General features: G+C 60.6%; 23 protein-coding genes. 12 read left to right on the top strand and 11 right to left on the bottom strand.

What is annotated here, in order from left to right:
• The first annotated feature begins 390 nt into the window (after nt 1-390).
• Nucleotides 391-651: a hypothetical protein gene (locus QLG10_RS24600; protein ID WP_110755212.1), complete on the top strand. Its 261-nt coding sequence runs from the start codon at nt 391-393 to the stop codon at nt 649-651.
• On the opposite strand, the gene QLG10_RS24595 is transcribed toward QLG10_RS24600, so the two are convergent.
• The 6 genes from QLG10_RS24595 to QLG10_RS24570 all read right to left on the bottom strand — a co-directional run bounded on the left by QLG10_RS24595 (nt 623) and on the right by QLG10_RS24570 (nt 7,673).
• Nucleotides 623-1,570: an NAD-dependent epimerase/dehydratase family protein gene (locus QLG10_RS24595; RefSeq protein WP_110755229.1), complete on the bottom strand. Its 948-nt coding sequence runs from the start codon at nt 1,568-1,570 to the stop codon at nt 623-625. The two genes, QLG10_RS24600 and QLG10_RS24595, sit on opposite strands and share 29 nt — an antisense overlap.
• Nucleotides 1,571-1,572: 2 nt before the next feature.
• Complete coding sequence (locus QLG10_RS24590; RefSeq protein WP_110755213.1) at nt 1,573-2,697, bottom strand: biotin/lipoyl-binding protein; 1,125 nt, start codon at nt 2,695-2,697, stop codon at nt 1,573-1,575.
• A gap of 6 nt (nt 2,698-2,703) precedes the next feature.
• Entirely contained in the window at nt 2,704-3,546 is an 843-nt protein-coding gene (locus QLG10_RS24585) for a hypothetical protein (RefSeq protein ID WP_110755214.1), read from the bottom strand.
• Between the two features lies 1 nt (nt 3,547).
• On the bottom strand, nt 3,548-4,876 hold the full coding sequence (locus tag QLG10_RS24580; RefSeq protein WP_110755215.1) for a glycosyltransferase: 1,329 nt from the start codon (nt 4,874-4,876) through the stop codon (nt 3,548-3,550).
• The gene (locus tag QLG10_RS24575) at nt 4,873-6,270 is read right to left on the bottom strand and encodes a diguanylate cyclase (RefSeq protein ID WP_282488197.1); all 1,398 of its coding nucleotides are present in this window, start codon (nt 6,268-6,270) and stop codon (nt 4,873-4,875) included. The genes QLG10_RS24580 and QLG10_RS24575 overlap by 4 nt, the downstream gene beginning before the upstream one ends.
• Nucleotides 6,271-6,779: 509 nt before the next feature.
• Nucleotides 6,780-7,673 (bottom strand): LysR family transcriptional regulator, encoded by an 894-nt coding sequence (locus QLG10_RS24570; RefSeq protein ID WP_248679157.1) that lies wholly within the window; start codon nt 7,671-7,673, stop codon nt 6,780-6,782.
• Between the two features lie 132 nt (nt 7,674-7,805).
• On the opposite strand from QLG10_RS24570, the gene QLG10_RS24565 reads away from it, so the two are divergent.
• Entirely contained in the window at nt 7,806-9,218 is a 1,413-nt protein-coding gene (locus tag QLG10_RS24565; RefSeq protein WP_282488196.1) for an MFS transporter, read from the top strand.
• A 6-nt stretch (nt 9,219-9,224) separates the two neighbouring features.
• Here the strand turns inward: QLG10_RS24565 and QLG10_RS24560 are convergent, their stop codons facing one another.
• Complete coding sequence (locus tag QLG10_RS24560) at nt 9,225-9,674, bottom strand: cupin domain-containing protein (RefSeq protein ID WP_188265557.1); 450 nt, start codon at nt 9,672-9,674, stop codon at nt 9,225-9,227.
• A gap of 263 nt (nt 9,675-9,937) precedes the next feature.
• Here QLG10_RS24560 and QLG10_RS24555 point away from each other — a divergent pair, with 263 nt between their 5' ends.
• The 9 genes from QLG10_RS24555 to QLG10_RS24515 all read left to right on the top strand — a co-directional run bounded on the left by QLG10_RS24555 (nt 9,938) and on the right by QLG10_RS24515 (nt 20,085).
• Nucleotides 9,938-10,150: a hypothetical protein gene (locus QLG10_RS24555; RefSeq protein ID WP_188265556.1), complete on the top strand. Its 213-nt coding sequence runs from the start codon at nt 9,938-9,940 to the stop codon at nt 10,148-10,150.
• Nucleotides 10,151-10,678: 528 nt separating this feature from the next.
• Nucleotides 10,679-11,530, top strand: coding sequence for a putative selenate ABC transporter substrate-binding protein (locus QLG10_RS24550; protein ID WP_020800824.1), 852 nt, complete (start codon nt 10,679-10,681; stop codon nt 11,528-11,530).
• Nucleotides 11,527-12,324 (top strand): ATP-binding cassette domain-containing protein, encoded by a 798-nt coding sequence (locus QLG10_RS24545; protein ID WP_282488194.1) that lies wholly within the window; start codon nt 11,527-11,529, stop codon nt 12,322-12,324. The genes QLG10_RS24550 and QLG10_RS24545 overlap by 4 nt, the downstream gene beginning before the upstream one ends.
• Complete coding sequence (locus tag QLG10_RS24540) at nt 12,318-13,145, top strand: ABC transporter permease (RefSeq protein WP_282488193.1); 828 nt, start codon at nt 12,318-12,320, stop codon at nt 13,143-13,145. The genes QLG10_RS24545 and QLG10_RS24540 overlap by 7 nt, the downstream gene beginning before the upstream one ends.
• Nucleotides 13,142-13,909 carry a phosphonate ABC transporter, permease protein PhnE gene (gene phnE, locus QLG10_RS24535; RefSeq protein ID WP_179054125.1) on the top strand — a complete coding sequence of 256 codons (768 nt, stop codon included), beginning with the start codon at nt 13,142-13,144 and terminating at the stop codon, nt 13,907-13,909. Before QLG10_RS24540 ends, phnE begins: the two co-directional genes overlap by 4 nt.
• Before the next feature lie 152 nt (nt 13,910-14,061).
• A complete protein-coding gene (locus QLG10_RS24530) occupies nt 14,062-14,481 on the top strand; it encodes an organic hydroperoxide resistance protein (protein ID WP_248679170.1) in 420 nt (139 codons plus the stop codon).
• A gap of 593 nt (nt 14,482-15,074) precedes the next feature.
• A complete protein-coding gene (locus QLG10_RS24525) occupies nt 15,075-16,205 on the top strand; it encodes a PAS domain-containing protein (RefSeq protein ID WP_282488192.1) in 1,131 nt (376 codons plus the stop codon).
• Nucleotides 16,202-17,638, top strand: a complete 1,437-nt coding sequence (locus QLG10_RS24520; RefSeq protein ID WP_110755224.1) for a sigma 54-interacting transcriptional regulator — start codon at nt 16,202-16,204, stop codon at nt 17,636-17,638. Before QLG10_RS24525 ends, QLG10_RS24520 begins: the two co-directional genes overlap by 4 nt.
• A gap of 449 nt (nt 17,639-18,087) precedes the next feature.
• Nucleotides 18,088-20,085 (top strand): U32 family peptidase, encoded by a 1,998-nt coding sequence (locus tag QLG10_RS24515; RefSeq protein ID WP_282488191.1) that lies wholly within the window; start codon nt 18,088-18,090, stop codon nt 20,083-20,085.
• A 56-nt stretch (nt 20,086-20,141) separates the two neighbouring features.
• Here the strand turns inward: QLG10_RS24515 and katG are convergent, their stop codons facing one another.
• Complete coding sequence (gene katG, locus QLG10_RS24510) at nt 20,142-22,394, bottom strand: catalase/peroxidase HPI (RefSeq protein WP_110750601.1); 2,253 nt, start codon at nt 22,392-22,394, stop codon at nt 20,142-20,144.
• Nucleotides 22,395-22,886: 492 nt separating this feature from the next.
• Here katG and QLG10_RS24505 point away from each other — a divergent pair, with 492 nt between their 5' ends.
• Complete coding sequence (locus QLG10_RS24505; RefSeq protein WP_282488190.1) at nt 22,887-23,426, top strand: hypothetical protein; 540 nt, start codon at nt 22,887-22,889, stop codon at nt 23,424-23,426.
• 4 nt (nt 23,427-23,430) lie between these two features.
• Here the strand turns inward: QLG10_RS24505 and msrA are convergent, their stop codons facing one another.
• From msrA to QLG10_RS24490, 3 genes are read right to left on the bottom strand one after another with little or no spacing between them, the layout of a single operon-like run.
• Nucleotides 23,431-23,937 carry a peptide-methionine (S)-S-oxide reductase MsrA gene (gene msrA, locus QLG10_RS24500; RefSeq protein ID WP_110750597.1) on the bottom strand — a complete coding sequence of 169 codons (507 nt, stop codon included), beginning with the start codon at nt 23,935-23,937 and terminating at the stop codon, nt 23,431-23,433.
• 53 nt (nt 23,938-23,990) lie between these two features.
• The gene (locus QLG10_RS24495; RefSeq protein ID WP_110750596.1) at nt 23,991-24,479 is read right to left on the bottom strand and encodes a copper chaperone PCu(A)C; all 489 of its coding nucleotides are present in this window, start codon (nt 24,477-24,479) and stop codon (nt 23,991-23,993) included.
• Nucleotides 24,479-25,084, bottom strand: a complete 606-nt coding sequence (locus QLG10_RS24490) for an SCO family protein (RefSeq protein ID WP_020800942.1) — start codon at nt 25,082-25,084, stop codon at nt 24,479-24,481. The genes QLG10_RS24495 and QLG10_RS24490 overlap by 1 nt, the downstream gene beginning before the upstream one ends.
• Nucleotides 25,085-25,205: the final 121 nt, after the last annotated feature.

The following is a 25,205-nucleotide window of genomic DNA, read 5'->3' as shown; positions in this document are numbered from 1 at the left end:
GAGGCCCCTGGTTTGAGTATAGGTGGCGGCGGTTAGCCGCTCAGAATTGATGGTGCTCTTGAGGCCGCCATCGCGTGCAAGCCCGCTCCCACAATGGTTACAGGTGTACACAACAATCGTGTTCCAACCCAATCCCCTGTAGGAGCGGGCTTGCCCGCTATGGGGCCATCAGAAACACCCACAACGTCAGACCATCACTCCCATCGATATTCACCATCGCCACGATTGCCTTCCGCCAGCCGACCGTCAGCGTAGGATCAACTTCAACCCAACACAAAACCCTGTAGCGGAGGGTCGAACCATGCTGATCCATCTCCTGACCTGCCTGGCCCTGACGGCCTTCACGTTAAGCGTATTCGGCTGGTTCTTTCTCTCTGAGGAGCGCACGTCATGATCACCAACGTCACCTTGGCCGTGAGCTTTCCGGTGTTCGGCAACAACTACTACTCGCAGCAATTCGAGTCTCGTAAGGTATTGACCCTGATGTTCGACGAAAAATTCGAGGCACTGCTGATTCCGGCAGCCGGTCATCACTTCAATAACGAAGTCATCGGTCTCAACGATCAGTTCCGCTTTCTCAATGACGTATTGGCCGAGCACCTGCTGGCAACCGAAGTCGCCTCTAGCGCCCGCCGGCATCAATACTTCTGAGAAGCTGACCCAGCCCCTCGGCAAAACAGGTCGGCTTTTCCAACGAAAAATGCCTCAGCAATCGACTGTTTTCGGCGCGCGAGTGCCTGATGTCACCGGATCGCGGCGCATCGTAGGTCAGCGAAAGCGGCCAACCCAGCAGTTCGCCCAGCATCGTCGCCAGATCGTTCAAGCTGGTGGAGCGGTTAAACCCGACATTGATCGGTTCATTACGCGGTTTTGATTCAGTGACCGCCTGTACCAGGATCTTGACCAGATCATTGACATAGACGAAGTCCCTTGTTTGCTCTCCATCACCATAAACGGTGATGGGGAGTTTTTTTTGTGCCCGTTCGCTGAAAATACTGATGACGCCGGAATAAGGCGACGAAGGATCCTGGCGCGGTCCATAAATATTGAAGAAGCGCAGGATGACCGGTTCCAGTCCGTGTTGGCGTCGATAGAAATCAAGGAAGTGTTCGCTGGCCAGCTTGTCGGCGGCATAGGGCGTCAGGGGATTTTTTGGCGTGTCTTCATTGATCGCGGTGCCTTCGCCGTTGTTGCCGTAAATCGCCGCGCTGGAGGCGTAGACCACTCGTTTTATACCCGCCTCGCGCATGGCTTCACAGATATTGAGCGTGCCGACGAAGTTGCTCTGGTGCGTGGCGATCGGGTCGTCGACCGAGGCCTGCACCGACGCCACCGCCGCCAGGTGGACCACCGCGGTACAGTCTTTCATGGCGCGCGCCACCGTCGGCGCATCGGCGACGTCGCCCACGACCAACGTCAGATGACAACGATCAATCGGCAAATTGGATAATTTTCCGGTGGAAAGATCGTCCAGGACCCGAACGCTGTAACCGTGTTCGAGCAGGGCTTCGACAAGGTGCGAGCCGATGAAGCCGGCGCCACCGGTAACCAGAATTCGCTCAGCAGTCATCATTATTGAGCCTCCGATACGCGGGTGCTGGGGTTTTGTGGTCGATCCATTGCAATCAAGTCCCCTAATTGGTTGATGAACTCACGGCTGTCACTGAGCAGTTGTGGCCAGTCAGTGGGAAAACGAACATTCAACGGCAATTGATCAATGCGCCAACGAGGCGACAGCGGCTGATCAAACCGCGCGGCGACCTGCAAGCCCATTTCGCTGGCAGCGAACGGCCCGCGCAATACTGTTGGCGTGCGACCGGCGCTGTCGACTGCCTGGACCACATGAGCGCTCAACCACTCGCCGTCCGGCATGCGTACCCGCAGCGGTTGACCAATAGCGGCGTAGCTGATGTTCAACGGTTCCAGATAAATCCACAGCAGCGGGTCTTCCAGTCGCTCGATGCGCATCAGCAATGTGCCAGCACCGACGTTCTCGCCGGGATTGACCAGTACTTCCGCCACGCGTCCACTTTGCGCGGCGTTGATCGGTAGCGCGGCAAGGCGAGTCTTCAACCACTGTTGCTCGGCCTGCTGTTGGATAACATCGCGCTCAACGCTCAACGGCGCCTGGTTAGCCAATTGTTCACGGCGCTCGAATGCCAGCAGGTCCGCCCTGAAACCGTCGAGTTCGGATTTGGCCGTCAACACTTCACCGGGAGACACAGCACCTCGATAAACCAGGTCTTCGAGCACCTTCACCCGCTCCTGCGCGCGGCCTATGCGGGTCTGCAGCAATGCCCGTTCACTGCCGCCCAATTTGGTATTGAGCGCAGGCTTGGTATTGGTCGGCATGGCGGCCAGTTGCGATAGCCTGGCGCGCCATTCCGGGTTGTCGAGATTGACCAAGGGCTGGTCAGCCCGGACCTGATCACCGGCCTTGACGAACAGTTGCTCGACCCGACCGGTATCACGCGCCCGCACCTCAAGAATCGGCAGGCGCAACTGCGCCGGCGCATCGATCATCAGCATGCCGTAGGCCAACTTGCCACCCAGCCAGATCAACGGGCTGGCGACCAACAGCAGGATCAGGTACCAGCGCACGCGAAAGGCCATGCGTTTGCCCGGCGCGTAGAGTACGGTCAAACCCTGCTCCTGAGTCGGACTCAATTCTTTACGACTATCGAAACGAATCTTCATGACGGCTCACCGTTTTGGAAAGTCTCGCCAGGCTTGCCAGTCGATGCCGGCAATCCCCAGGGGTTGCAGTTGCTCACGCCAGACATTGCTCTGGTGTTGCAACTGTTCGGTCGACGCGCCGGCCCAGGATTCCGTGGCATCCAGTTGCGGCTCCGTGCTTTGGGCGAGGCGAAATTGCAGTTCGGGCCAGCGCCGGGCGATCTGCTCGGCCATGCGTGCGCTGTTTTTCGGGTTGCGGGTATAAATCATCAGGCTGATCTGGCGCACACCGGCGGCGGGAAGCCCGCATGGCACACAGGTTTGTCCGGGCTTGGTCTCGGCGAACCAGCGATGATGGCTGGAAATCTCGACCGGCCAAGGGCTCTCCCGGGATGCCGCACGCAAGGTATCGAGCAAGTCCTTCAAATGCTGGTCAGGCACAGGCACGCCCAACTGTTCGACCTCCAGGTCAAGGTGCAGGCTGGTAAATGAAAGCCCTTTGAGCTTGTCCAGCAGCTCGGTGAGCTGGTGGCGCTCCTGCGGCTTCATCCATTCAGGATCGCCCAGCAACAGGCTCACCTGCAGCCCCTCGCCGGCTGCCTCCTGCAGCAATTGCTCAAGGCGCTGGCGCGTAGTGGCGAAGTCCTTGAACTGCGCGCCCTTGAGGCCAAGATAAATCTTGTCCATGCCGGCTCTGCGCAGGGCCGTCAGTTCTGCCGCCCGATGCCCCGGATCGAGCAAAGCCTCACTGTCCCATACATAGCTGGCCTGGGACCATTTTTGCGCCTGTGCCGCTTCAAGCGTCATGGGTTGTACCGCCAGCATCACCGTGAGCATCCACAGCGACGCGGCCAGAAGTATCGAGCGCATGTCAAAACCTCGTGGCGCGTTTAAGCACCCACCATGGCGCCATCGAGCTTTCTTCATGGCCGCGACGAAATATCTCGTTGAGCATGGCCACGACGCTCCAGCACCGCAGGAGTAGCATGAACATCGGAAACAGAGGCACCAGCAACCCCAGCACCATGTCCTGTCGAGGCCGGTCGGAGACCATCACCAGCATGGCTGCGAACATCAGCAGGGTGATCAACAGGTACAGCAGGTAGATCAGCGCGAACAGGAACAACAGTGTCTTGCCCGGCAGGATGAACAGCGCCAGCAAGGTATAAATGAAGATGACGAACGGCAGCACCAACTGAAAGAAGAAGCCCGTGATCAGGATCATCACAAAGGTGGGCCAGCCCAATAAAGTGGGGCTGATGTTGCGGTTGTGTTTTCTGATGTAGAGAAAAAACAGATCGCCATCCCAGCGCAGGCGCTGCATCAGAAACTGACGCAGAGTCGCCGGCGCATCGGTGTGCCCCACCGCTTCCGGCTCGAAGGGAATCTTCAGGTCATGACGCTTGAAGTAGCTCTTGATGCGCAACGTCAAGTCCAGGTCCTCGGCGGTGTGGGTGTTCCAGCCGCCGATCTTCACCAAAAAACTGCGACGGAACGCGCCAAAGGCGCCGGAAACGTTGTTGACCAGGTTCCATTCCGCCAGGCCGATTTTCGACATATGGATCGACAGCAGGTACTCCAGCGCCTGCATCGCCGTCACCCAGGAGCTCCAGACGTTGCGCACCCGCAGGCTGCCGGCGACAGCAGGTACTTTGGGATCCTCGAAATGCCGCACGATGGAGGCGACCATGTTGTTGTCGAAGGAGGTATCTCCATCGAGCGCCATCACGATTTCGCCGCCGGCAAGCGACAGGCCGGCGTTGAGGGACGATACCCTGCCACCCCTTTGCCATTTGGCGATTGGCCGTAAATGACGCTTGGGGTACAACTGCGGGTCTACATGGAAATTGCGAACGGCGCTGAGTGTGGCCTGGTTCACCGTGGCGCCATCCACCACCGGGATCATCTCGATGTGGCCGCCATAGGTTTGCTCGCAAAGGCTTAACAGCGTGGTCTGAACGTCCATGCCCTCGCTGTAGCAGGTAATGATGCAAGAGACCTTGGGTCGGTAAATACTGATCTTCGGAACACTGGTACGCCGACGGGTGAACCAGCGCAGTACGCCCAGCAACACGATGATGATCATGGGCAATTCGAACAGGATGAACGCTGGAAAAAGCATGTAGAACAAGCGGCTCAATCCATCCGGTCCCGCGAGCGCGCTGAGTGCGCTCAAGACTTGCTCCAGGAATGGGCTCATGGATTATCCCCCAACTCACCGGCCAAACGTGCAAGTAAAAGCTCGCCATCCTCCTGATCAAGAAGATCCTGGGGCGCGGTAATGCTGACCACACGCAAGGTGATGTCGCTGACTTCCGGCGCCGAGAAGAGTTCGGCGACCCGAGCCATGCGCTGCTTGACGATTTCCAGCCCCTTCTCGTCGGTATGGGGAAGCATGATCCAGAAGAACTCTTCGGTACTGCGCGAGCAGCGGTCCGTTTCCCTGACAGTTTCCTTCAAACGATCGGCCACGCTATCGATAAAGGCATGGCCGCGCTGTTCACCCAGGTGCGACAACGTACCGGCCAGGTTGACAAAGCGCAGGCCGATCAGTGAGAACTCAGGCACCGGGTGGCGGCGCACAATCTGCATCTGCCAGGTCAGCAAATCATAGAAGTCCTTGCCACCTAACAGACTGAGCCGACCGAAATGCTCAACCGACTTTTCACTGAACTCCTGGCGGCAACGGAATCGCCCGGCTTCGGACAGGCGAAAATCCCTGACTTCCCGTATGCGCAACTTGTCGGGTGTGTGTGACAGGCCGCAATCCAGGCAGCGCGCCTGCACCTCGGCATCGACAAAAAAAGCCTGACACGACCGGCAACGATAATTCTCCATCGGGCGGTCGTAATCGCTACCAATGTGGCGCAGCCGATTCAAGCAGTTGGGGCACAGCAACACCCCGTCCTTGAGAAATGACTCCTGTGCGCCAACATGACCACAGGTAAAACAATGCAATGAAGGTTGCCGTGCAATGTCCATGGCGTGACATTCGGTACACACATCAATGTAATTGAGGCGGCCCGAACCACAATCCGAACAGAGCCGGACGCGATCCACCAGAACCCCCTCTTCCAGCCAGTCCTGTTGCACCATCAGGCTGAGCCAGACGAACGCGTTGACCTGCTCGCTGTCTGCCAAGGCGTCCAGCAACGGATAACGATAGTGTTGAGGCACCTCCGGATCGCGTAAGGCAAGCAACTGAGCGCCTTCGCGCAACCACAGCCAGGAAAGCACCCGGCTTTCAAAACGTTCGGGGGCCGAGCCTTGTTCGAACAGCCTGAAGCGTTCCTGCCACACGCTCCAGAGCCTTTTTATTTCGCTGGTTTCAACGGGACACGCGCCATCGCCCAAGGCTTCACACCAGCCATCCTGATCACGGCAGCAGAAAATCAGCGTGTAGCGGTAAGGGGCAAGCGTGCGCAATTTTCGTAGCACTTTGCCGGCATACGCGGCTGGCATGTCCAGCAGCACCACATCAAATGCTTCGGCAGCCAGCAAGCTGCCCAGATCGGTAAAGTGCTCAAGCTCTGGAAGATTCAAGCTTGGAACTCTGTTACCGAATATCGCAACCCTGGGGTTTGAAGTCGGCATGACGCACGTCCTCTACAAACAGACAAGTGCGGTTAATTGGAGGAAGGAACACTAGCATCACATCTGCGAAGTGTCAGTTTTTATAGTCAAGTTATTTTTTGACTCGGCCAGCGCCAAAAATTCGTCGCCATTCGTCGTTAATTTCTCAAGCGGTATTCATCAGACAGGCGGTGCCTGCAACACAAACCAATTATTATAAAAAACATTTAAAATCAATAATTTAAAAATTGTAACCAAGAACAATCCCTATCAATCGAAACTACCGGCGAGCATGGAACATTGATAGTTCCAAACGCCCCAATTGCGACTGAGAGACTCTTCCAATTACTCAGAAAAACTTCCCAACACACTACGACCCATGAATACCGCAATCAATCTTATAAGTTCAAATTTTTTATATCATCGCAACCAAGACATATAACCAAACTAAAACATATCCGCACACAGTTACAACAATGATACAGCCATTACTTTAATATCAAATCAGGTAAATACAAGTGAATAGGTCGTCAATCAGAAGTACAAACTTCCCGCAGACAGCCACGCAGCCATCGATGCACTGGATCGGCATTCAGTCGGGGATGCCAGATCATGGCCAGGAAAAACGGGGGCAGTGACACTGGCAGTGCAAAGCTGTGCATGCCGGACCGCAGATTGGTGGTGTGCCGCTCGGGCACACTGGCAACAAGATCGCTGGATCGGGCAAGCGCCAGCGCCGTCGAGAATCCGGCGACCATGGTCGCGATGTGCCGTTGCAACCCGAGCAACTCCAGGGCTTCGTCAATCGCCCCCTTGTCCAATCCTCGCCGTGACACGCTGATGTGGCTGTACGTGGCATAACGCGCGGGCGTTATCTCGCCATCGCACAGCGGGTGCCCCGTGCGCACCACGCCGATGAAACGATCGCGGAACAATCCGTGGGTAAGCAGTTCCGGGCTTGCGGCCTGGCCCACCACACCCGTTTCCAGATCGACCGTGCCGGCGCGCAGTGCAGCGCTGTCCTTGTCGGGCTTGTGCATGAAGCGCAGGCGTATGGCCGGTGCTTGTTCGGCGACGCGGGCGATCAAGGCGGCGCCGAAGTTTTCGACAAAGCCTTCGCTGGTGCGCAAGGTGAAGGTGCGCGACACGTGCATGAGGTCGGGTTGCTCGGCCGGGCGCAGCATCGCTTCTGCCTCCTGCACAAGCTGACCGACCCGCTCGCGCAACTCCAGCGCGCGCGGAGTAGGCACCAGGCCGCGGCCGGCCCTGACCAGCAGCGGATCGCCGGTGGTTTCGCGCAATCGCGCCAGCGCCCTGCTCATCGCCGACGGGCTCAAGCGCAGGCGTTTGGCGGCGCGGGCGACACTGCCTTCTGCCAGCAGCGCGTCGAGGGTAATCAGCAAGTTGAGATCGGGTATGGACATGCGTGGCCTCATGGTCGGCAGATATGGCGCTGCATGCACGTATCAAGTGCAATTCGTGCGCCTTCCGCCATGTTAGGCCTGGGCGTAGATTTCTGGTAGCTCCAATCGGGAGTGGCCAGAGAGGAGAACATCATGAATGACGGATCTGCAGTCGCGGCAGTTGCTCAACAGTCGCCTTCGGTGAAGGGGGCGTTGGTCAGCCTGTCGCTGGCGATGTTGCTGTCTTCGCTGGGCACCAGCATCGCCAACGTCGGCCTGCCATCCTTGGCCCAGGCATTCAGTGCGTCCTTTCAACAGGTGCAGTGGGTCGTCATCGCCTATCTGCTGGTCATTACTACCTTGATCGTCAGCGTCGGTCGATTCGGTGATCTGGTCGGTCGACGCCGCCTGTTGCTGTGCGGTATTGCCCTGTTCACATCAGCGTCGGCCTTGTGCGGCCTGGCGCCCAACCTTGGCCTGCTGATCGCTGCCAGGGCGCTGCAAGGCCTGGGCGCGGCAATCATGATGGCGCTGACCTTGGCGCTTGTCGGCGAGACGGTGGCCAAGGGCAAGACCGGTGGCGCCATGGGCCTGCTGGGGACGATGTCGGCCATTGGCACCGCGCTGGGCCCGGCGCTCGGCGGTGTGCTGATCGGCGAATTCGGCTGGCGCTCGATGTTCCTCATCAGTGTGCCCCTGGGAATGGCGACATGGCTGCTCGCGCAACGCTACTTGCCCGATGATCGCCCGGCGCAATCCGCGCGTACGGGGTTCGATCCAGCAGGCACGCTGTTGCTGGCCCTGAGCCTCGCCGCCTATGCCCTGGCCATGACCCTTGGACGCGCGCACTTCGGCCTGCCGAATATCGTCCTGCTGCTGGCGGCCTGCCTGGGTCTCGGATTATTCGTGCGGGTTGAATCGCGGGTCCCGGCACCCCTGGTGCGCCTGGCCTTGTTTCGCGACAGCCGCCTCAGCGGCAGCCTCGCCATGAGCCTGCTGGTGACCACCGTGATGATGGCCACGCTGCTGGTCGGGCCGTTCTACCTCTCACAGACCCTGCGGTTGTCGGCAATGGAGATCGGCCTGGTGTTGTCGGTCGGGCCGCTGGTTGCCGCGCTGACCGGGGTGCCCGCCGGGCGCATCGTCGACCGTTGCGGAGCCCCTGGCATGACCCTCGCCGGGCTCTTGGGCATGGCGCTGGGCTGCTTGATGTTGTCGCTCGTGCCCGAGTCGTTCGGCGTGGGCGGCTACCTCGCCCCCATGGTCGTCCTCACCCTGGGCTATGCGGTGTTTCAGACCGCCAACAACACCGCCGTGATGCTCGACGTTGCGCCTGATCAGCGCGGGGTAGTGTCTGGCCTGCTCAACCTTTCGCGCAACCTGGGGCTGGTCACCGGGGCCTCGGCGTTGGGCGCCGTATTCGCCCTGGCCTCAAGGGCGGTCGACATCGGCACCGCGCATCCCCAGGCCATCGCCAGCGGCCTGCGCACGACGTTTCTGGTCGCGCTGGGGCTGATCGTCGTCGCCTGCCTGATCGCGTGGCGCAGGCAGGCTAACCGGCGGTAAAGGCGATTACTGCTCCAGTACCACCAGCGGTGTGTCCTTCTTGACGATGTAGGTCGCCAGTTCCGACGCCTTGCCCTGGCCGACATTCTTGGCCACATGGGCGGTACCGGCGGGGATGTACAAGGAGTCACCGGCCTTGAGCGTAACGGCCGGTTGCCCTTCGAGCTGATACTCGAAGGTGCCGTCGATGACGTAGGCCACTTCCACCCCGGGGTGCGAGTGTTTCGGCGACACCACGCCCGGGTCGAAATCAACGCGCACCTGGATGACTTCGCGCCCGGCGACATCCAGGTCACGGCGCACCAGGTCCGTGCGCTTGAGGCCGGCCTGCCAGTTTTTCGCCGGCGGCTGACCTGCCTCCTGGGCTTGGGCAAGGCCGGTGAAAGCGGTCAATGTTGCAGTGACGAGGGCAACGCCGAGCAGGCCTGCAACGTAGCGGGTGGGGGTTCGGGACATGCTGATTCTCCGGTGTGCGTTAGGTAAAAACCGTTAGGGGGCGGTCTCATTACGCACTCGCCGTGTAACGCCTTCGTGTCCTGTCACCCCGGTTTTTGTATGCGACTGTAGCTTTGTGAATGGCGGATACGTTGCGATACGCCTTGCGGATGATCGGGAACTTGGGGTGTAGATCCAGCGCTGCGGTATCGGCCACTTGTGGTTCCGCTCCTACAGCGGGTCACTTTGAAAAGCGGAACGCCGCCCGGGCTGTAGGAGCGAACATGTCGAATCCTCGCACCGTCGCTATGGAGGTCAACGATGACGCGGCCTGTCTGGATGTATGCGTTGTCTGGACGTTTTCGCGAGCAGGCTCGCTCCCACAATTGGATCGCGGACAGATCTGCAATCAGGTCGGCTTTAAGGCCGCCTCGCTGTTGCTTTGGCTTTTGATGTTCTTGCCTCCTCACGCCCTGAGCCTGTCCGTCAATCTGTGACTACCTCCATCGGCGCCTCTACCAACGTTGATCCGCGTCATCGTTGACGACCATCGTCGGAACGCCGCCCGGACCATGCTCGCTCCTACAGGCTCTTCCAAGTGACTCGCCGTAAGGGCGAAACCTTAGGTGGCCGTTACCGCAGGAATGGATAGGTACACAGTCAACAAAATCCAGGTCAGTTGCCAGGACGTCTTCGCCAACAAGTCTGCACGCCGCACCGCTGGCTAGCTCCTACAATGCTTGTGCGCCGCCCCTTTCCCTGGTTCTGCAGCCGCTGGTGGAACCGACCATTCGCGGACCTAATTGGGCCCTGCTGACCCATCGTGATAGCGAGAACAGTGCGCGAAGCTTCAGCGATTGGTTGCTGCGCCAGCTGCAAGCCCAAGACCCGGAAACGGGTAGTGGGAACAATGGCCCGTAACCCTTACAATCGCCGCACTTCGTCTACCCTCAACAAGCACCTGACGGCTATCCATGCGTGTCAGGCGCTTGCACATATTTGCGCTAATGAACCGGAGAACTTCCATGCTCAAACGCACCCTGGCCTTGGCTGTCGGCTTGACCCTGTCGCTGTCCACCCTGCTGGCGCAGGCGGCCGACACCCTGAAGGTCAGCGCCATTCCGGATGAAGCCCCCACCGAACTGCTACGCAAGTTCCAGCCCCTGGGCAGTTACCTGGAACAGCAATTAGGCATGAAGGTCGAGTTCGTGCCGGTCAGCGACTACCCGGCCGTGGTCGAGGCGCTGGCCACTGACCGGATCGACATGGCTTGGCTGGGGGGGTTCACCTTCGTCCAGGCGCGCCTGAAGACAGGCAATGCCATTCCCTTGGTGCAGCGCGAACAGGATGCCCAGTTCACCAGCAAGTTCATCACCGCCGACCCGAACGTCAAGTCCCTCGCCGACCTCAAGGGCAAGACCTTCGCCTTCGGTTCGGTGTCCTCGACGTCTGGCAGCTTGATGCCGCGCTATTTCATGCTGCAGGACGGCATCAAGCCGGAAACGTTCTTCAGTCGCGTGGGCTACTCCGGGGCCCATGACGCCACCGTTGCCTGGGTCCAGGCGGGCAAAGTCGACGCCGGTGTGCTGAACGCCAGCGTCTGGGAAAAACTGGTCAAGGCCGGCAAGGTCGACACCAATAAGGTCAAGGTCTTTGCCACCACCCCGGCCTACTACGACTACAACTGGACCGTGCGCGGTACCCTCGACCCGGCGCTGGCGGCAAAGATCAAGGCCGCCTTCCTCGCCCTCGATCCGGCGAACCCCGAGCAAAAAGCGATCCTGGACTTGCAGGCGGCCAGTCGTTTCATCGAGACCAAGCCTGAGAACTACAAGGGCATCGAGGAAGCCGCACGCGCCGCCGACCTGCTCAAATGACCTTGCACCTGACCCGGGTCAGCCTCACCCACGCCAATGGCGTACAGGCATTGCGCAGCCTGGACCTGCACATCGATGCCGGTGAACAGGTCGCCATCATCGGCCCGTCCGGCGCTGGCAAGTCGAGCCTGCTCAACGTCCTCGCCACCGGCCTGCGCCCTGGCAACGGCGAATTGCAGGTGCTGGGTGAACAGCCCTGGCATCTGTCGGCGCGCCAGCGCCAACGCCTGCGCGCGCGTATCGGCCTGGTGCATCAAGCACCGCCGCTGCCACCGCGCCAGCGGGTGATCACTGCAGTGCTGGCGGGAAAAATCGGCCAATGGGGATTGGGCAAGAGCCTGTTGAACCTGGTGCATCCGCTGGATGTTCCGGGGGCTCGCGCGGCATTGGCCAGGCTGGACCTGCACGACAAGCTCTTCACCCAGTGCCAGCAATTGTCCGGCGGTCAACTGCAACGCGTGGGCATCGCCCGGGTGCTGTACCAGGCCCCCGAGGTATTGCTGGCCGACGAACCGGTGTCGGCCATGGACCCGGTGCTGGCCGGCCATACGCTCAAGGTCCTCTGCGAGCATGCGCGCGAGCACGCCGTGACCCTGGTCGCCAGCCTGCACGCGGTGGACCTGGCGCTGGCGCACTTCTCGCGGATCATCGGCTTGCGTGACGGGCAGATCCTCTTCGACCTGCCGGCCAACGCCGTCGACCGCGAGCAGCTCGATGCACTCTACGCCAACGAACAGTTGCAGCCCTCACCGCCCCCGGTCCTCCCCTTGAGTGTGCAGATTCCCCGATGCTGAGCCGTGACACCCGTGACCCCGCCGCCCGACCACGCCTGCTCCTAAGCCTGTTGGCGATTGCCCTGTTGTGGCCGGGCTTGCGCTTGAGCGAACTGGACCTGAGTGTGTTGCTGGCCAGTGACAACCGGGGCGAGATGGGCCGCTTTGTCGCGACCTTCTGGCCGCCCGCCCATGGCGCCGAATTCCTCGAGCTGTTGTGGCAAGCCACCTTGCAGACCCTGGCCATCGCCACGGCCGGCATGGCGCTGGCGCTGCTCCTGGCGATCCCCGCCAGCCTGCTGGCCAGCCGCGCGCTGTCGTTGTCGGCTGCATCCCGCGCCGGTCGCCCGAGCCAGTGGGGGCAACTGCTGCGCTGGCCGGTGCGCGGCGTGCTGATTTTCCTGCGCAGCGTGCCGGAAATCGTCTGGGCGCTGCTGTTCGTGCGCGCCGTTGGCCTGGGCCCGACGGCCGGGGTCCTGGCCATTGCGATTACCTACAGTGGCATGCTGGGCAAGGTCTACGCGGAAATCTTCGAGTCGGTCGACCAACGCCCCGCCCACGCGTTGCTGCAAGCCGGCAGTGGTCGGCTGGCGGCATTCAGCTACGGGATCCTGCCCAATGTCGCGGCGGAATTGTTGTCGTACACGGTGTACCGGTGGGAATGCGCCATTCGCGCTTCGGTGGTGATGGGCTTCGTCGGGGCCGGTGGCCTGGGCCAGCAAATCGACCTGTCGATGCGCATGTTCGCCGGCGGTGAGGTGGCCAGCCTGTTGCTGACCTTCCTCGTCCTGGTGCTGTTCGCCGATCAGTTGAGCAGGCTGCTGCGCTGGAGGCTGGCATGAAGCGCCTGGTCAACCTGCTGTTGGTGCTGTGCATCGGCACCGCGGTGCTCACTTCGTTCCGCTACCTGGGCATCGACCTCGGTGAACTGGGCGCCAGTGGCAACCTGAAACAGATGGCCGCCTATGTGCAGCGCTTTCTCAGCCCGGACCTGAGCACGGGGCATTTGCAGGCCATTGCCCGCGGCGCGCTGGAAACCCTTGCGATGTCAGCCCTGGGCACACTGTTGGCAACCGTGTTCGGCTTGCTGCTGGCGTTGCCCGCGGCGGGTCGATTCGGCTGGCCGTTGCAAGGACTGTCGCGTCTGATTCTCAATGCCTTGCGCGCAATTCCGGAGCTGGTGTGGGCGGTGCTGATGGTCCTGGCCGCCGGGCTCGGCCCCAATGCCGGCACCCTGGCCTTGGCGCTGCACACGACCGGTGTGCTTGGCCGACTGTTTGCCGAAGCACTGGAAAACACCCCGCCCGAACCTGCCGATGCGATTCGCCTTCAGGGGGGCAACGCCATAGGGGCGTTCTGCTATGGCACCCTGCCCAATCTGTTCCCGCAGTTGCTGGCCTATATCCTGTACCGCTGGGAAAACAACATCCGCATGGCCAGCGTGCTCGGTTTCGTCGGGGCCGGTGGCTTGGGACAAATGCTCTACCTCAGCCTCAGCCTGTTCCAGGAGGCCCAGGCCAGCACGGTCATACTGGCGATGCTGGTGTTGGTGTTTGCCGTCGACACCCTGAGCAGCTGGAGTCGCCAGCGCTGGGTGAAAGCCTGAGTTTTTGTATCAATGTGTATTGATCGCCGGCGAACGTACACAGCATTACATATCTCTCGGTTCAGGACACATTTCCATGACATGAAGATGAAACAGTGGGTGGGGCGCACTTCAGCCAGGACTGAAGCCCCCAACCTCAGCAGGAGTCTTGCATGATCAATCAAATAGAATCTGTCCTTTACACCGGCAGGACCGTGACCACTGGCGGCCGTCAAGGCGAATCGCGAAGCGACGACGGCCGCCTGGACATCAAGCTATCCCCGCCCGGTTCTTCCGGTAGCGGCACCAATCCGGAACAGCTGTTGGGTGCGGGCTGGTCGGCTTGCTTCATCGGCGCCATGGGCAAGGCAGCCACTGCGTTGAAGGTGAGCTTGCCGGCTGACGTGAGCGTTGCTACTGAAGTGGACCTGGGCAATACCGGCAATGCCTATTTCCTTCAGGCGCGCCTGAATGTCAGCCTGCCGGGCCTGGACCCTGTGCTGGCCAGGACGCTGGTGGACGCAGCGCATCAGACTTGCCCGTACTCCAAGGCAACCCGTGGCAATATCGATGTCACGATCAACCTGGTATGACAGACAAACAAATGCCCCGGAGTTCGGGGCATTTGATCTTGGCTAGCTGTATATATCCAGCTGCACAAGTCGGCTTCGAGAGCCAAGTAGGTGGCCAGCGCTGGTCTCTGGCTTACGAGGTTTATCAGGACTCCCACAGCAACAGCAATAAGCGCTGTCCTGCTTCACACGGCATAAGGGCTGGATCTCAGCGCGGAGATCTTTCTAACCGTGTACCCTTCGGAGCGCGCCCCACGCGTCCTCGCTATCCGCTTGCGCATCAGTCTGCGTTTTCACCTACAACCTCAGATTAGCAAAACAACCGGCGTGTGGGCCGGTATTTTTAGATCGATTTTTTCCTGTACGCGCCGGCTTGATGGCGAACGCGAATTTACCCACACCTTCCCTGACAGCCCAGCGCCTGCGCATCACCGTTGATCTTTTAACACGCTGCGGGTTTGCCGATTATGCTGCAATAACGCAGCACTCGATCATCACGGTTGCGCGCATGCCCTCCTGTTCAATGGCTTTTGAGTTGGCATGCGAAATGCCCTGTTAAATTGCCCTGGCACTTTTTGCCCAGGTCCCATTAGCCGAATCGAGCCGATCCACCGATGGATATCCTGAATTTGCTGGCAAACAAAGCCCAGCCCCTGACCAGTACCTTCGCTGCCGACGGACAACTGCTCAGCCTGTCCTCCAGCCTGAGCGATCAATTGGGCTATGCACCTGAAGAACTGCTCAATCAGCCGATCGAACGTGTACTGAGTCTCGAATCGTTGCGCACGGTACAGGCGCTACTTGCCAACCCGCCAGCGGACGAGCTGGTCCACAGCCTGGAACTGACGCTGATACGGCGCAACGGCGGCCTGCTGCCTGTGATTGCCAGCGGCTTGCTGCAATGGCGTGACGTGCAACCAGCCTGCCTGCACCTGTTGATGATTGCGCTGGGCACGCTGGGGCACCGGTTGCGGGAAATGCATAACGCCAATGAAGTGATGAACCAGATGCTGCAAAGCGCCAAGGTCGCCTATTGGTGCATCGAATTCGCCGAGGCGGTGGACATCAACCATGCCCCGGATGAGATTGTGCGCCAGGTGTTCGAAAACGACTCCCATTGGCGCCTGTGCAACCGGGCCATGGCCGACGTGTACGAGATGCCGTCGGACGTCGACTTCAACCAGCAACCGGTGCGCCTGTACTGGCCGCGCAGCCCGGCCAACGAAGAATTCGTGCGACGCCTGATCGAGGCCGGGTTCCATGTCGACGGAGCACTGTCGGTGGATCGCCGCCACGACGGTTCGCCTGCCTACGTGGAGAACGACGTCCGGGCCACCATCGTCAATGGCCAGTTGTTGCGCATGTGGGGCAGCATTCGTGACGTCAGCCAGGAGTTGCGCATGCAGCACGATGCCGAGCAGCGCATCGACGCCTTGCGCCGGGTCTTCGATGCCGTGCCTGACGCAGTGCTGGTCATCGATGAACACCTGCAACCGCAATGGCGCAACGCAGCCTTCGAGGACACCTTCGGCATCACCCATGGCGCCGGCATCGCCCGCTTGCTGCTGGACAATGCCTTGCCCGAACGCACCTGGCACAGCTTGCCCCTGCCGGATTTGAGCGGGCGCAGCCTGAACTTCAATGTGCATTGCTCGCGCATCCTGATTCGCGAAGGCGTGGCCTGGCGCGTGGCGGTGTTTCGCGAATGCCAGGGCGTTCGCACTCCCCTAGAGTTGCACCCATGAAAGACTCCAACCTGCCACCCACGCTGCAGATGGGCATGCGTTCTTCGGTCAATGTCAGCAGCGAAGTGCTGGGCGCGCTGCTGGAAACGCCGGCCTTGCATGCCTTGCTCGACAGCTTCAGCGAAGCGCTGATCGTCACTGACGGCGAGGGCCGATTGCGCTTTATCAACCTGGCCGCCGAACGCGTCAACCGCCTGTCCAAGCAGCAGGCCGTGGGGCTGTCCGAAAGTGATTTTTTCCAGCGCTCGGCGTTGAACTACGACGATTTACTGGCAGCGTTGAACCGCGGTGGCAACAGTGCGTTGACCCGCTCTCGGGAAGGCCGGGTGCTGCTCAGCAGTACCCACGCGATCCCCACGGGGGCCTACGAAAAACCGTTCAGGATGCTCACCCAGAAAGACTTCGACGCCAGCCAGCCGCAGCGCCGGGCTTCACTCAATACCCGGCCACCGGAGCCTCAAGGCCTGCGTGATCCACAGGACAACGCCCTGCACCTGTCACCGCAGCTGTCGAGCATCGCCGACACCGGCGTGCGGGCTTTTCGCCGGCGCGCGCGTCTGTTGCTGCTGGGTGAACCCGGCGTCGGCAAGACCGCCATCGCCCGGCACATTCATCGTGCGGCTGGCTGGGGGGATCGTCCGTTCATCCACGTCAATTGCGGGAGCATCCCGGAGAGCCTGTTCGAGTCCGAGATGTTCGGCTACGAGCGCGGCGCCTTCACCGGCGCCTTGGCGGGCGGCAAGCAAGGCTATATCGAAGCAGCGTCCGGCGGCACCTTGTTCCTCGACGAGATCGGTGAGATCCCGCTACACGTACAGGCCAAGCTGCTGAAATTTCTCGAAGACAGCACCATCCAGTCGGTCGGCTCGCCCCTGAGCAAATCCGTGCAGGTACAGGTGATTGCCGCCACCAACAAGGACTTGCGTCATCTGGTGGACATGGGTGAGTTTCGCGCCGACCTCTATTATCGTCTTGCCGTGCTGCCGGTGGAAATTCCGCCGTTGCGTCAGCACCGCGATGACTTGCCGTTTCTCATCGACATCCTGCTGAGCCGCATCAATGGCGATCGCGTACCGTCCCTGAGCCTGTCCGCCGGGTGTCGCAAGCGTCTGCTGAGCTACGACTTCCCGGGCAACATTCGCGAGCTGGTGAACATCTTCGAACGCCTGGCGGTGCTGGCTGACGATGAGGCGCAGGAGCATCACCTGCCGGCTGAACTGCTTCAACCGGTGCGTACACGGGAACAGTCGGTTCCCTCGGTCGTGCAGGATGAAGCCTCGGACGACCCGCAGCAAAACCTCAAGCTCCAGGTCCAGCATTTTGAACGGCAGGTGATTTTGCGCGCGGTGCATTTGTGTGGGAGCAAGCGTAAGGCTGCGCAGCATTTGGGGATTGATATAGGGACGCTGATTCGTAAGCTGCAGCGCGACTGACTGCAGGTTGTGGTCGGCGTACATATCCATTCCTGCGGTAACGGCTTCTTATGGTTTCGCTCTTACAGCGAGTCCCTTTTTCAAACGCCGGAGTGCCGGCCCAGCAAAAAGGAACCAAAAGGCTTTGCCCCACCACTCGGTGCCTCGCTAGGGCTCGGCACCGAACGCCAGGGGCAAGAGCCCTTGGTTACTTGGGGCTTTTCCAAGTGACTCGCTGTAAGAGCGAAACCATAGGTGGCCGTTACCGCAGGAATGGATATGTACACCGTAAAAATAGATTCGCCTATAAGGCCGCCTTCGCCGGCAAGCCGGGCTCCTACAGGGTTTTTGCGGTGCACGCGATGTTGAAGGCAGCTCCCGAACCCGCCACCTGGCAGTACACGGGTGCCCCGCGCTCATTTCACCGCTACAATGCGCGCCTCGACCGTGACAGCCTGACTAAAAAATATATGTCCCTGCCCAAACATCACCTGGAATTGCTCAGCCCCGCCCGTGACGTGGCCATCGCCCGTGAGGCGATCCTGCATGGCGCCGACGCCGTTTACCTCGGTGGCCCGAGTTTCGGCGCGCGCCACAACGCCTGCAACGAGGTGAGCGATATCGCCGCGCTGGTGGAGTTCGCCCACCGCTACCACGCCCGGGTGTTCACCACGATCAATACGATCCTGCACGACAATGAACTGGAGCCGGCCCGCCAGCTGATCCATCAACTGTACGATGCCGGTGTCGACGCGCTGATCGTCCAGGACCTGGGTGTGATGGAGCTGGACATCCCGCCGATCGAGCTGCACGCCAGCACCCAGACCGATATCCGTACCCTGGAGCGGGCGAAGTTCCTCGACCAGGCCGGCTTTTCGCAATTGGTACTGGCCCGCGAGCTGAACCTGCAAGAGATCCGCGCCATTGCCGATGAAACAGAGGCGGCGATCGAGTTCTTTATCCACGGTGCGTTGTGCGTGGCGTTTTCCGGCCAGTGCAATATTTCCCACGCGCAGACCGGCCGCAGCGCCAACCGCGGTGACTGCTCCCAGGCCTGCCGCCTGCCGTACACCCTCAAGGACGAGAAGGGCGGGGTGATCGCCTACGAGAAACACCTGCTGTCCATGAAGGACAACAACCAGAGCGCCAACATTCGTGCGCTGGTGGAAGCTGGCGTGCGCTCGTTCAAGATCGAAGGGCGCTACAAGGACATGGGCTACGTGAAGAACATCACCGCCTACTACCGCCAGCGCCTGGACGCTGTGCTCGAAGACCGCCCGGACCTGGCCCGCGCCTCCAGCGGCCGCACCGCGCATTTCTTCCTGCCCGATCCGGACAAGACCTTCCACCGAGGCAGTACCGACTACTTCGTCAGCGAGCGCAAGATCGACATCGGCGCCTTTGACTCACCGACCTTCACCGGCTTGCCGGTGGGCGTGGTGGAAAAAGTCGGCAAGCGCGATCTGCTGGTGGTCACCCACGAGCCGCTGTCCAACGGTGACGGCCTCAACGTACTGGTCAAGCGTGAAGTGGTGGGCTGGCGCACCAACATCGCCGAGCCCAAAGGCGAGTTCGAAGAGGATGGCGAGAAGCGCTATCGCTACCGCGTCGAGCCTAACGAGATGCCCAAGGGCTTGCACCAGTTGCGCCCGAACCACCCGCTGAGCCGCAACCTGGATCACAACTGGGCCCAGGCGCTGCAAAAGACCTCCGCCGAGCGCCGGATCGGCCTGTCCTGGGTCGCCCGCTTGCGCGAGGAGCGTCTGGAACTGACCGCCACCAGCGAAGAGGGCGTCAGCGCCAGCGTCGTCCTGGACGGGCCATTCGGTATGGCCAACAAGCCGCAGCAGGCCCTTGAGCAATTGCACGATCTGCTCGGCCAACTGGGCACCACCGAATACCACGCCACCGACATCAAGCTGGATGCACCGCAGGCGTACTTCATTCCCAACTCGCAGCTCAAGGCCTTGCGCCGCGAAGTCATCGAAACGCTGACCGTGGCGCGCGTCGCGGCACACCCACGGGGCGGCCGTAAAGCCGAGACCAGCCCGCCGCCGGTGTACCCGGAGTCGCACTTGTCGTTCCTGGCCAACGTCTACAACCAGAAGGCCCGCGACTTCTATCACCGTCACGGGGTCAAGCTGATCGATGCGGCCTACGAGGCCCATGAAGAAACCGGCGAAGTCCCGGTGATGATCACCAAGCACTGCCTGCGGTTCTCCTTCAACCTGTGCCCCAAGCAGGCCAAGGGCGTGACGGGCGTGCGCACCAAGGTCGCCCCGATGCAGTTGATCCACGGCGACGAAGTGCTGACGTTGAAATTCGACTGCAAGCCGTGCGAGATGCACGTGATCGGCAAGATGAAGGGGCATATCCTCGATCTGCCGCAACCGGGCAGCGTGCAACAGGTCGTCGGGCACATCAGCCCCGAGGACCTGCTCAAGACCATCCATCGCGCACCGCACTGAGACCTTCGAGCGCGCAGTCAAGGCTGCGCGCTCGTCAACTCACCCTACGGGGCTGCTCACCTCAGGTCGAAGCGGTCCAGGTTCATCACCTTGGTCCAGGCCGCCACGAAGTCCTTCACAAACTTTTCCTCGCCGTTGCTGGCATAGAACTCCGACAGCGCGCGCAATTGCGAGTTGGAGCCGAAGACCAGGTCGACTCGCGTACCCGTCCACTTTTTCTGGCCGGTCTTGCGATCGCTCGCTTCAAACTCTTCCTGGGCGTCCGACACCGGTTTCCACTCCACGCCCATGTCCAGCAGGTTGGTGAAGAAGTCGGTGGTCAGTGCCTCGGGCCGCGTGGTGAAGACGCCGTGGGAAGTCTGTCCGACGTTGGTGTTGAGCACGCGCATGCCGCCAATCAACACGGTCATTTCCGGCGCGGTGAGGGTCAGCAACTGTGCCTTGTCGATCAACAGCGATTCTGCCGATACGCGGTATCGACCCTTGAGGTAGTTGCGGAAGCCATCGGCAATCGGTTCGAGAAAACCGAAGGATTCGACATCGGTCTGTTCCTGGGAAGCGTCCGTGCGCCCCGGCGAGAAAGGCACCGTGATCGTGTGCCCGGCATTTTTAGCGGCCTGTTCAACGCCTGCACAACCGGCGAGCACGATCAGGTCCGCCAGGGAGATCTTCTTGCCACCGGCGTTGAATTCCTGCTGGATGCTTTCCAGTTTCGACAGTACCCCCGCCAATTGCTCGGGTTGGTTGGCCTGCCAGAATTTCTGTGGGGCCAGGCGCAAGCGCCCGCCGTTGGCACCGCCGCGCTTGTCCGAACCGCGGAAGCTGGATGCCGCGGCCCAGGCCGTCGAGACCAGTTGCGAGACCGACAGGCCCGAGGCCAGCAGTTTGCTTTTCAGGGCCGCGATGTCGCTGTCGTTGACCAGCGGATGATCGACTGCAGGTATCGGGTCCTGCCACAGCAGTTCTTCATTGGGCATTTCCGGGCCAAGGTAGCGCGAGAGCGGGCCCATGTCGCGGTGCAGCAGCTTGTACCAGGCACGGGCGAACGCGTCGGCCAGTTGATCGGGGTTCTGCAGAAAACGCCGTGCAATCGGTTCATAGATCGGGTCGAAGCGTAGCGCCAGGTCCGTGGTCAGCATGGTCGGGTTGCGACGCTTGGTTGGATCGTGCGCGTCGGGAATGATCCCGGCGCCAGCACCGTTTTTCGGCGTCCACTGATGGGCGCCTGCCGGGCTCTTGGTCAGTTCCCATTCGAAACCGAATACGTTCTCCAGGAAGTTATTGCTCCATTTCGTCGGCGTGGTGGTCCAGGTCACTTCCAGGCCACTGGTGATGGTGTCGGGGCCTTTGCCGGTGCCAAAGCTGTTCTTCCAGCCCAGCCCTTGCATTTCGAGGCCAGCGGCTTCGGGTTCGGCACCGACATTGTCGGCAGGGCCAGCGCCGTGGGTCTTGCCGAAGGCGTGGCCGCCGGCAATCAGCGCCACGGTTTCCTCGTCATTCATGGCCATGCGGCCGAAGGTTTCACGAATGTCCTTGCCGGCCGCCACCGGGTCAGGATTGCCTTCCGGGCCTTCCGGGTTTACGTAGATCAGGCCCATTTGCACGGCCGCCAGCGGGTTCTCCAGATTGCGTCCTTGCTCGGTACGGCTCTCCTCATTTTCCCCGGGCTCAGCGACAAGTGGGCCTTCGCCGGGCTCCTGCATGGCTTTTTGCGCCTTGTCGTAGCGTACGTCGCCCCCCAGCCATTTGTTTTCCGAGCCCCAGTAGACGTCCTCGTCCGGTTCCCAGACGTCAGGCCGGCCGCCGGAAAAGCCAAAGGTCTTGAAGCCCATGGTTTCGAGCGCGACGTTACCGGTCAGGACGATCAGGTCGGCCCAGGAAATGTTGTTGCCGTACTTTTGCTTGATCGGCCACAGCAGGCGGCGGGCCTTGTCCAGGCTGACGTTGTCGGGCCAACTGTTGAGCGGCGCAAAGCGCTGCTGGCCAGAGCCGGCGCCGCCTCGGCCATCGCCGGTACGGTAGGTGCCCGCGGCGTGCCAGGACATGCGCACGAACAGCGGTCCGTAGTGTCCGAAGTCCGCAGGCCACCAGTCTTGAGAGTCTGTCATCAAGGCGCTCAGGTCACGCTTGAGCGCGGCAAAATCCAGGGCCTTGAACGCCTCGGCGTAGTTGAAGCCCTCGTCCGCGGGGGAGGACAGGGACGAGTGCTGGTGCAGGATATTCAGATTCAGCTGGTTCGGCCACCAATCGCGGTTCGTGGTGCCACCACCAGCGGCATGATTGAACGGGCATTTCGTTTCAGTTCCCATCTGTGAGCTACCTTTGGTCGTGTTCATTCAGCCATCGTTGCCTTCAGGGCACGATGGCGGTGAGTGAAATCAATGACTCAGGCTGTTGGCCCAGCAAGTCGATCAACTGATCATCGTGGCCAAATGGGCATCTCCGGCACTGGCAAGCGAATTGCCAACGGGATGACCCACGGTATGCCTAGTCGGTTTCTGACTCCCGCTTTATCTTCTTATCAGGTCTCGACCGGCCAGACGGCACCGGCGTTAGATAAGGCTAGACCGCCCTTGAGCAGACGGCTAATAGCTGGAGTATTTGTAGCCGATAGGCGGAATCTTTCAAGGCGTCTTCGATTGCTGTCGGGCACCGCTCATTTCCTTCCCACAACGCGGCTGAAATCGTGCCCTCAAGGGCGGCGTCGGCTTGATAGCTATTTGCCACATCAGCCGACCACTGGCATGGCGAACAGCACCATCCTGTGCCTTACTCGGGAATCGGTCCGGGGAGGGCAGTGGATGCGACATAGAGGCGCACAATTCTGGCTTTGGCTCAATAATCGCCTGCCCGTCAAAAGCTACGAAGACGTATTGGGCGACGGCAGGCAAATCGAGGTGCAGGCGCGCATTACCCCGCAGGGCATGACCCAGGTATTCATCGGGATCTACGCCGCCAATGGTTCATCGATTTGCGAAGAATTTCATGACCGCAGCCTGCGCGAGCCGTTTGCGCTGGCGCTGCAGTGGGGTAGTCAGCGGGCCAGGGCGATTCTCCTGGAGACCCAGCCGTTCATCGCGCCCCATCGAGCACAATTGACCTTGAGCACGGTCATCACTGACGAAACGGTATTGGCCTTGCGTCGTCTGGAGATGAGCAAGTACGAGCGCTTGAAAATCATGGCCGACGATGCCCAGGCCGAATACACGGCGGCACTGTCGGCCATGCTGGAGCTGATGCGTTCACCCAAAATCGATCCCCAAGTGTGGGACGAACACAGTGAACGGTTGCGCCAGGCCATTGATCGACGGGTCTGCGTACAACGCAGTTATCTGTCTTGATTGACTATTTACGTCTGGGCAGTGTCCAGTTCGGTCGTATGAAGTGGCAGGTGTAACCGTTGGGGTAATGCTCGAGGTAATCCTGATGCTCGGGCTCCGCTTCCCAGAATGGGCCGGCGGGCGCTATTTCCGTGACTACCTTGCCGGGCCAGAGGCCGGAGGCGTCAACGTCGGCCACGGTGTCTTCGGCGATGCGTTTCTGCTCGTCATCCAGGTAAAAGAGTGCCGAACGATAGCTCGTCCCCAAGTCATTGCCCTGGCGGTTTCTGGTGCTCGGGTCATGGATCTGGAAGAAAAACTCGAGGATCTGGCGATAGCTGATCTGCTCCGGGTCGAAGACGATTTCGATCGCTTCGGCGTGGGTGCCATGGTTGCGATAGGTGGCATTGAGTACATCGCCCCCCGAGTAACCGACCCGCGTGGAAATAACCCCCGGGTAGCGTCGAAACAGGTCCTGCATGCCCCAGAAGCAGCCACCAGCGAGGATGGCGGTTTCAGTGTTCGTCGTCATCAGTACGCACCTCCCATCAAAGAGCGGCCTCCATGGCGGAGGCCGTCAGACCCTCAATGCATCTTGCTGTGATCCATATTGCCATGATCCATCGTATTCAGTGCCTTTGCTGGCGCGTTCACCTGGATCGTTTCTTTCTCGCCCTTGGCGTTTTCCACGGTCAGGGTCAGGGGCACGCTGTCGCCTTCCTTGATCTGGCCCGTCAGGTCCATGAGCATGACGTGGTAGCCATGGGGATCGAAGCTCACCGCCTTGCCGGCCGGCAATGCCACGGACTCGACCTGCTGCATGCTCATTACATCGTCCTTCATGCTCGACTGGTGAATCTGCACGGTCTTCGCCACGGGCGACTGCACGCTGAGCAGCTTGCTGTCGCTGTCGGCCTGCAAGGTCATGAAGGCGCCGCTCGAAGGCTGGCCGGCCACCGTCGCCCTGACCCAGGCATCATTGACCCGGGTTTGCGCGGACACCTGCCACGCCATGCCGATCAGGGCCATTCCCAGTACAAGTTGCTTGATACGTGGTGCGCAAAACGAAGTCATCAGCAAACCTCCATGACGGTGAGCAGGTCTTCTGCGCACTCTTGAGCGGTAAGGGACGCGGACAGGCCGAGGCGCAAATTGCCACGGGAGTCGAACACGAAGCTGGTCGCGGTATGGGACAGGGTGTAGGTATCGCCGCTTGGGACTTTTTCGAAGAATACGCCGAACTCCTTGGCGGTGGCGGCGGTTTCTTCCAGGGTGCCATACAGCGCCTCGAAACTCGGGTCGAAGGCCTTTACGTATTTGTCGAGCAACTCGGGTGTATCGCGCTCAGGGTCCAGAGTGATGAAGATCACTTGCAGGCGCTCGCCATCGCGGCCCATCAGTTTTTTCGCCTGGGCGGCGCGGGCCAGCGTGGTCGGGCAGACCGCCGGGCATTGGGTGAAGCCGAAGAAGATCATCGGCATCATGCCCTGGTAGCTGCCGAGCATCCGGGTTTCGCCCTCGGTGTCCTTGAGCTTGAAGGAGCGGCCCATGATCTTGTCGCTCAGGTCCTTGCCGTACTTGAACGACAGCTTGCTGCTGTCATCGCAGCCGGCAAGCAGGCCGAGGCTCAACAGGCTCATGCCTTGCAGGACTGTGCGGCGGGAATACAACGTACTCATGGAAAAAAGCTTCCTGTGTGCAACAGAGAAAACACAGTGCCTGACGGATCAGGCGAAAAAAAGCGCAGGGATGTTAACAAACTGTTGCCCGTTGGCGCTCAATCGATGGCCAGCCGGTCAT

The sequence above is a fragment of the Pseudomonas sp. V98_8 genome (assembly GCF_029967975.1).
Classification (GTDB): domain Bacteria; phylum Pseudomonadota; class Gammaproteobacteria; order Pseudomonadales; family Pseudomonadaceae; genus Aquipseudomonas; species Aquipseudomonas umsongensis.
Note: the sequence above shows the minus strand (reverse complement) of the source record. Positions and strands in the feature narration are given on the sequence as shown.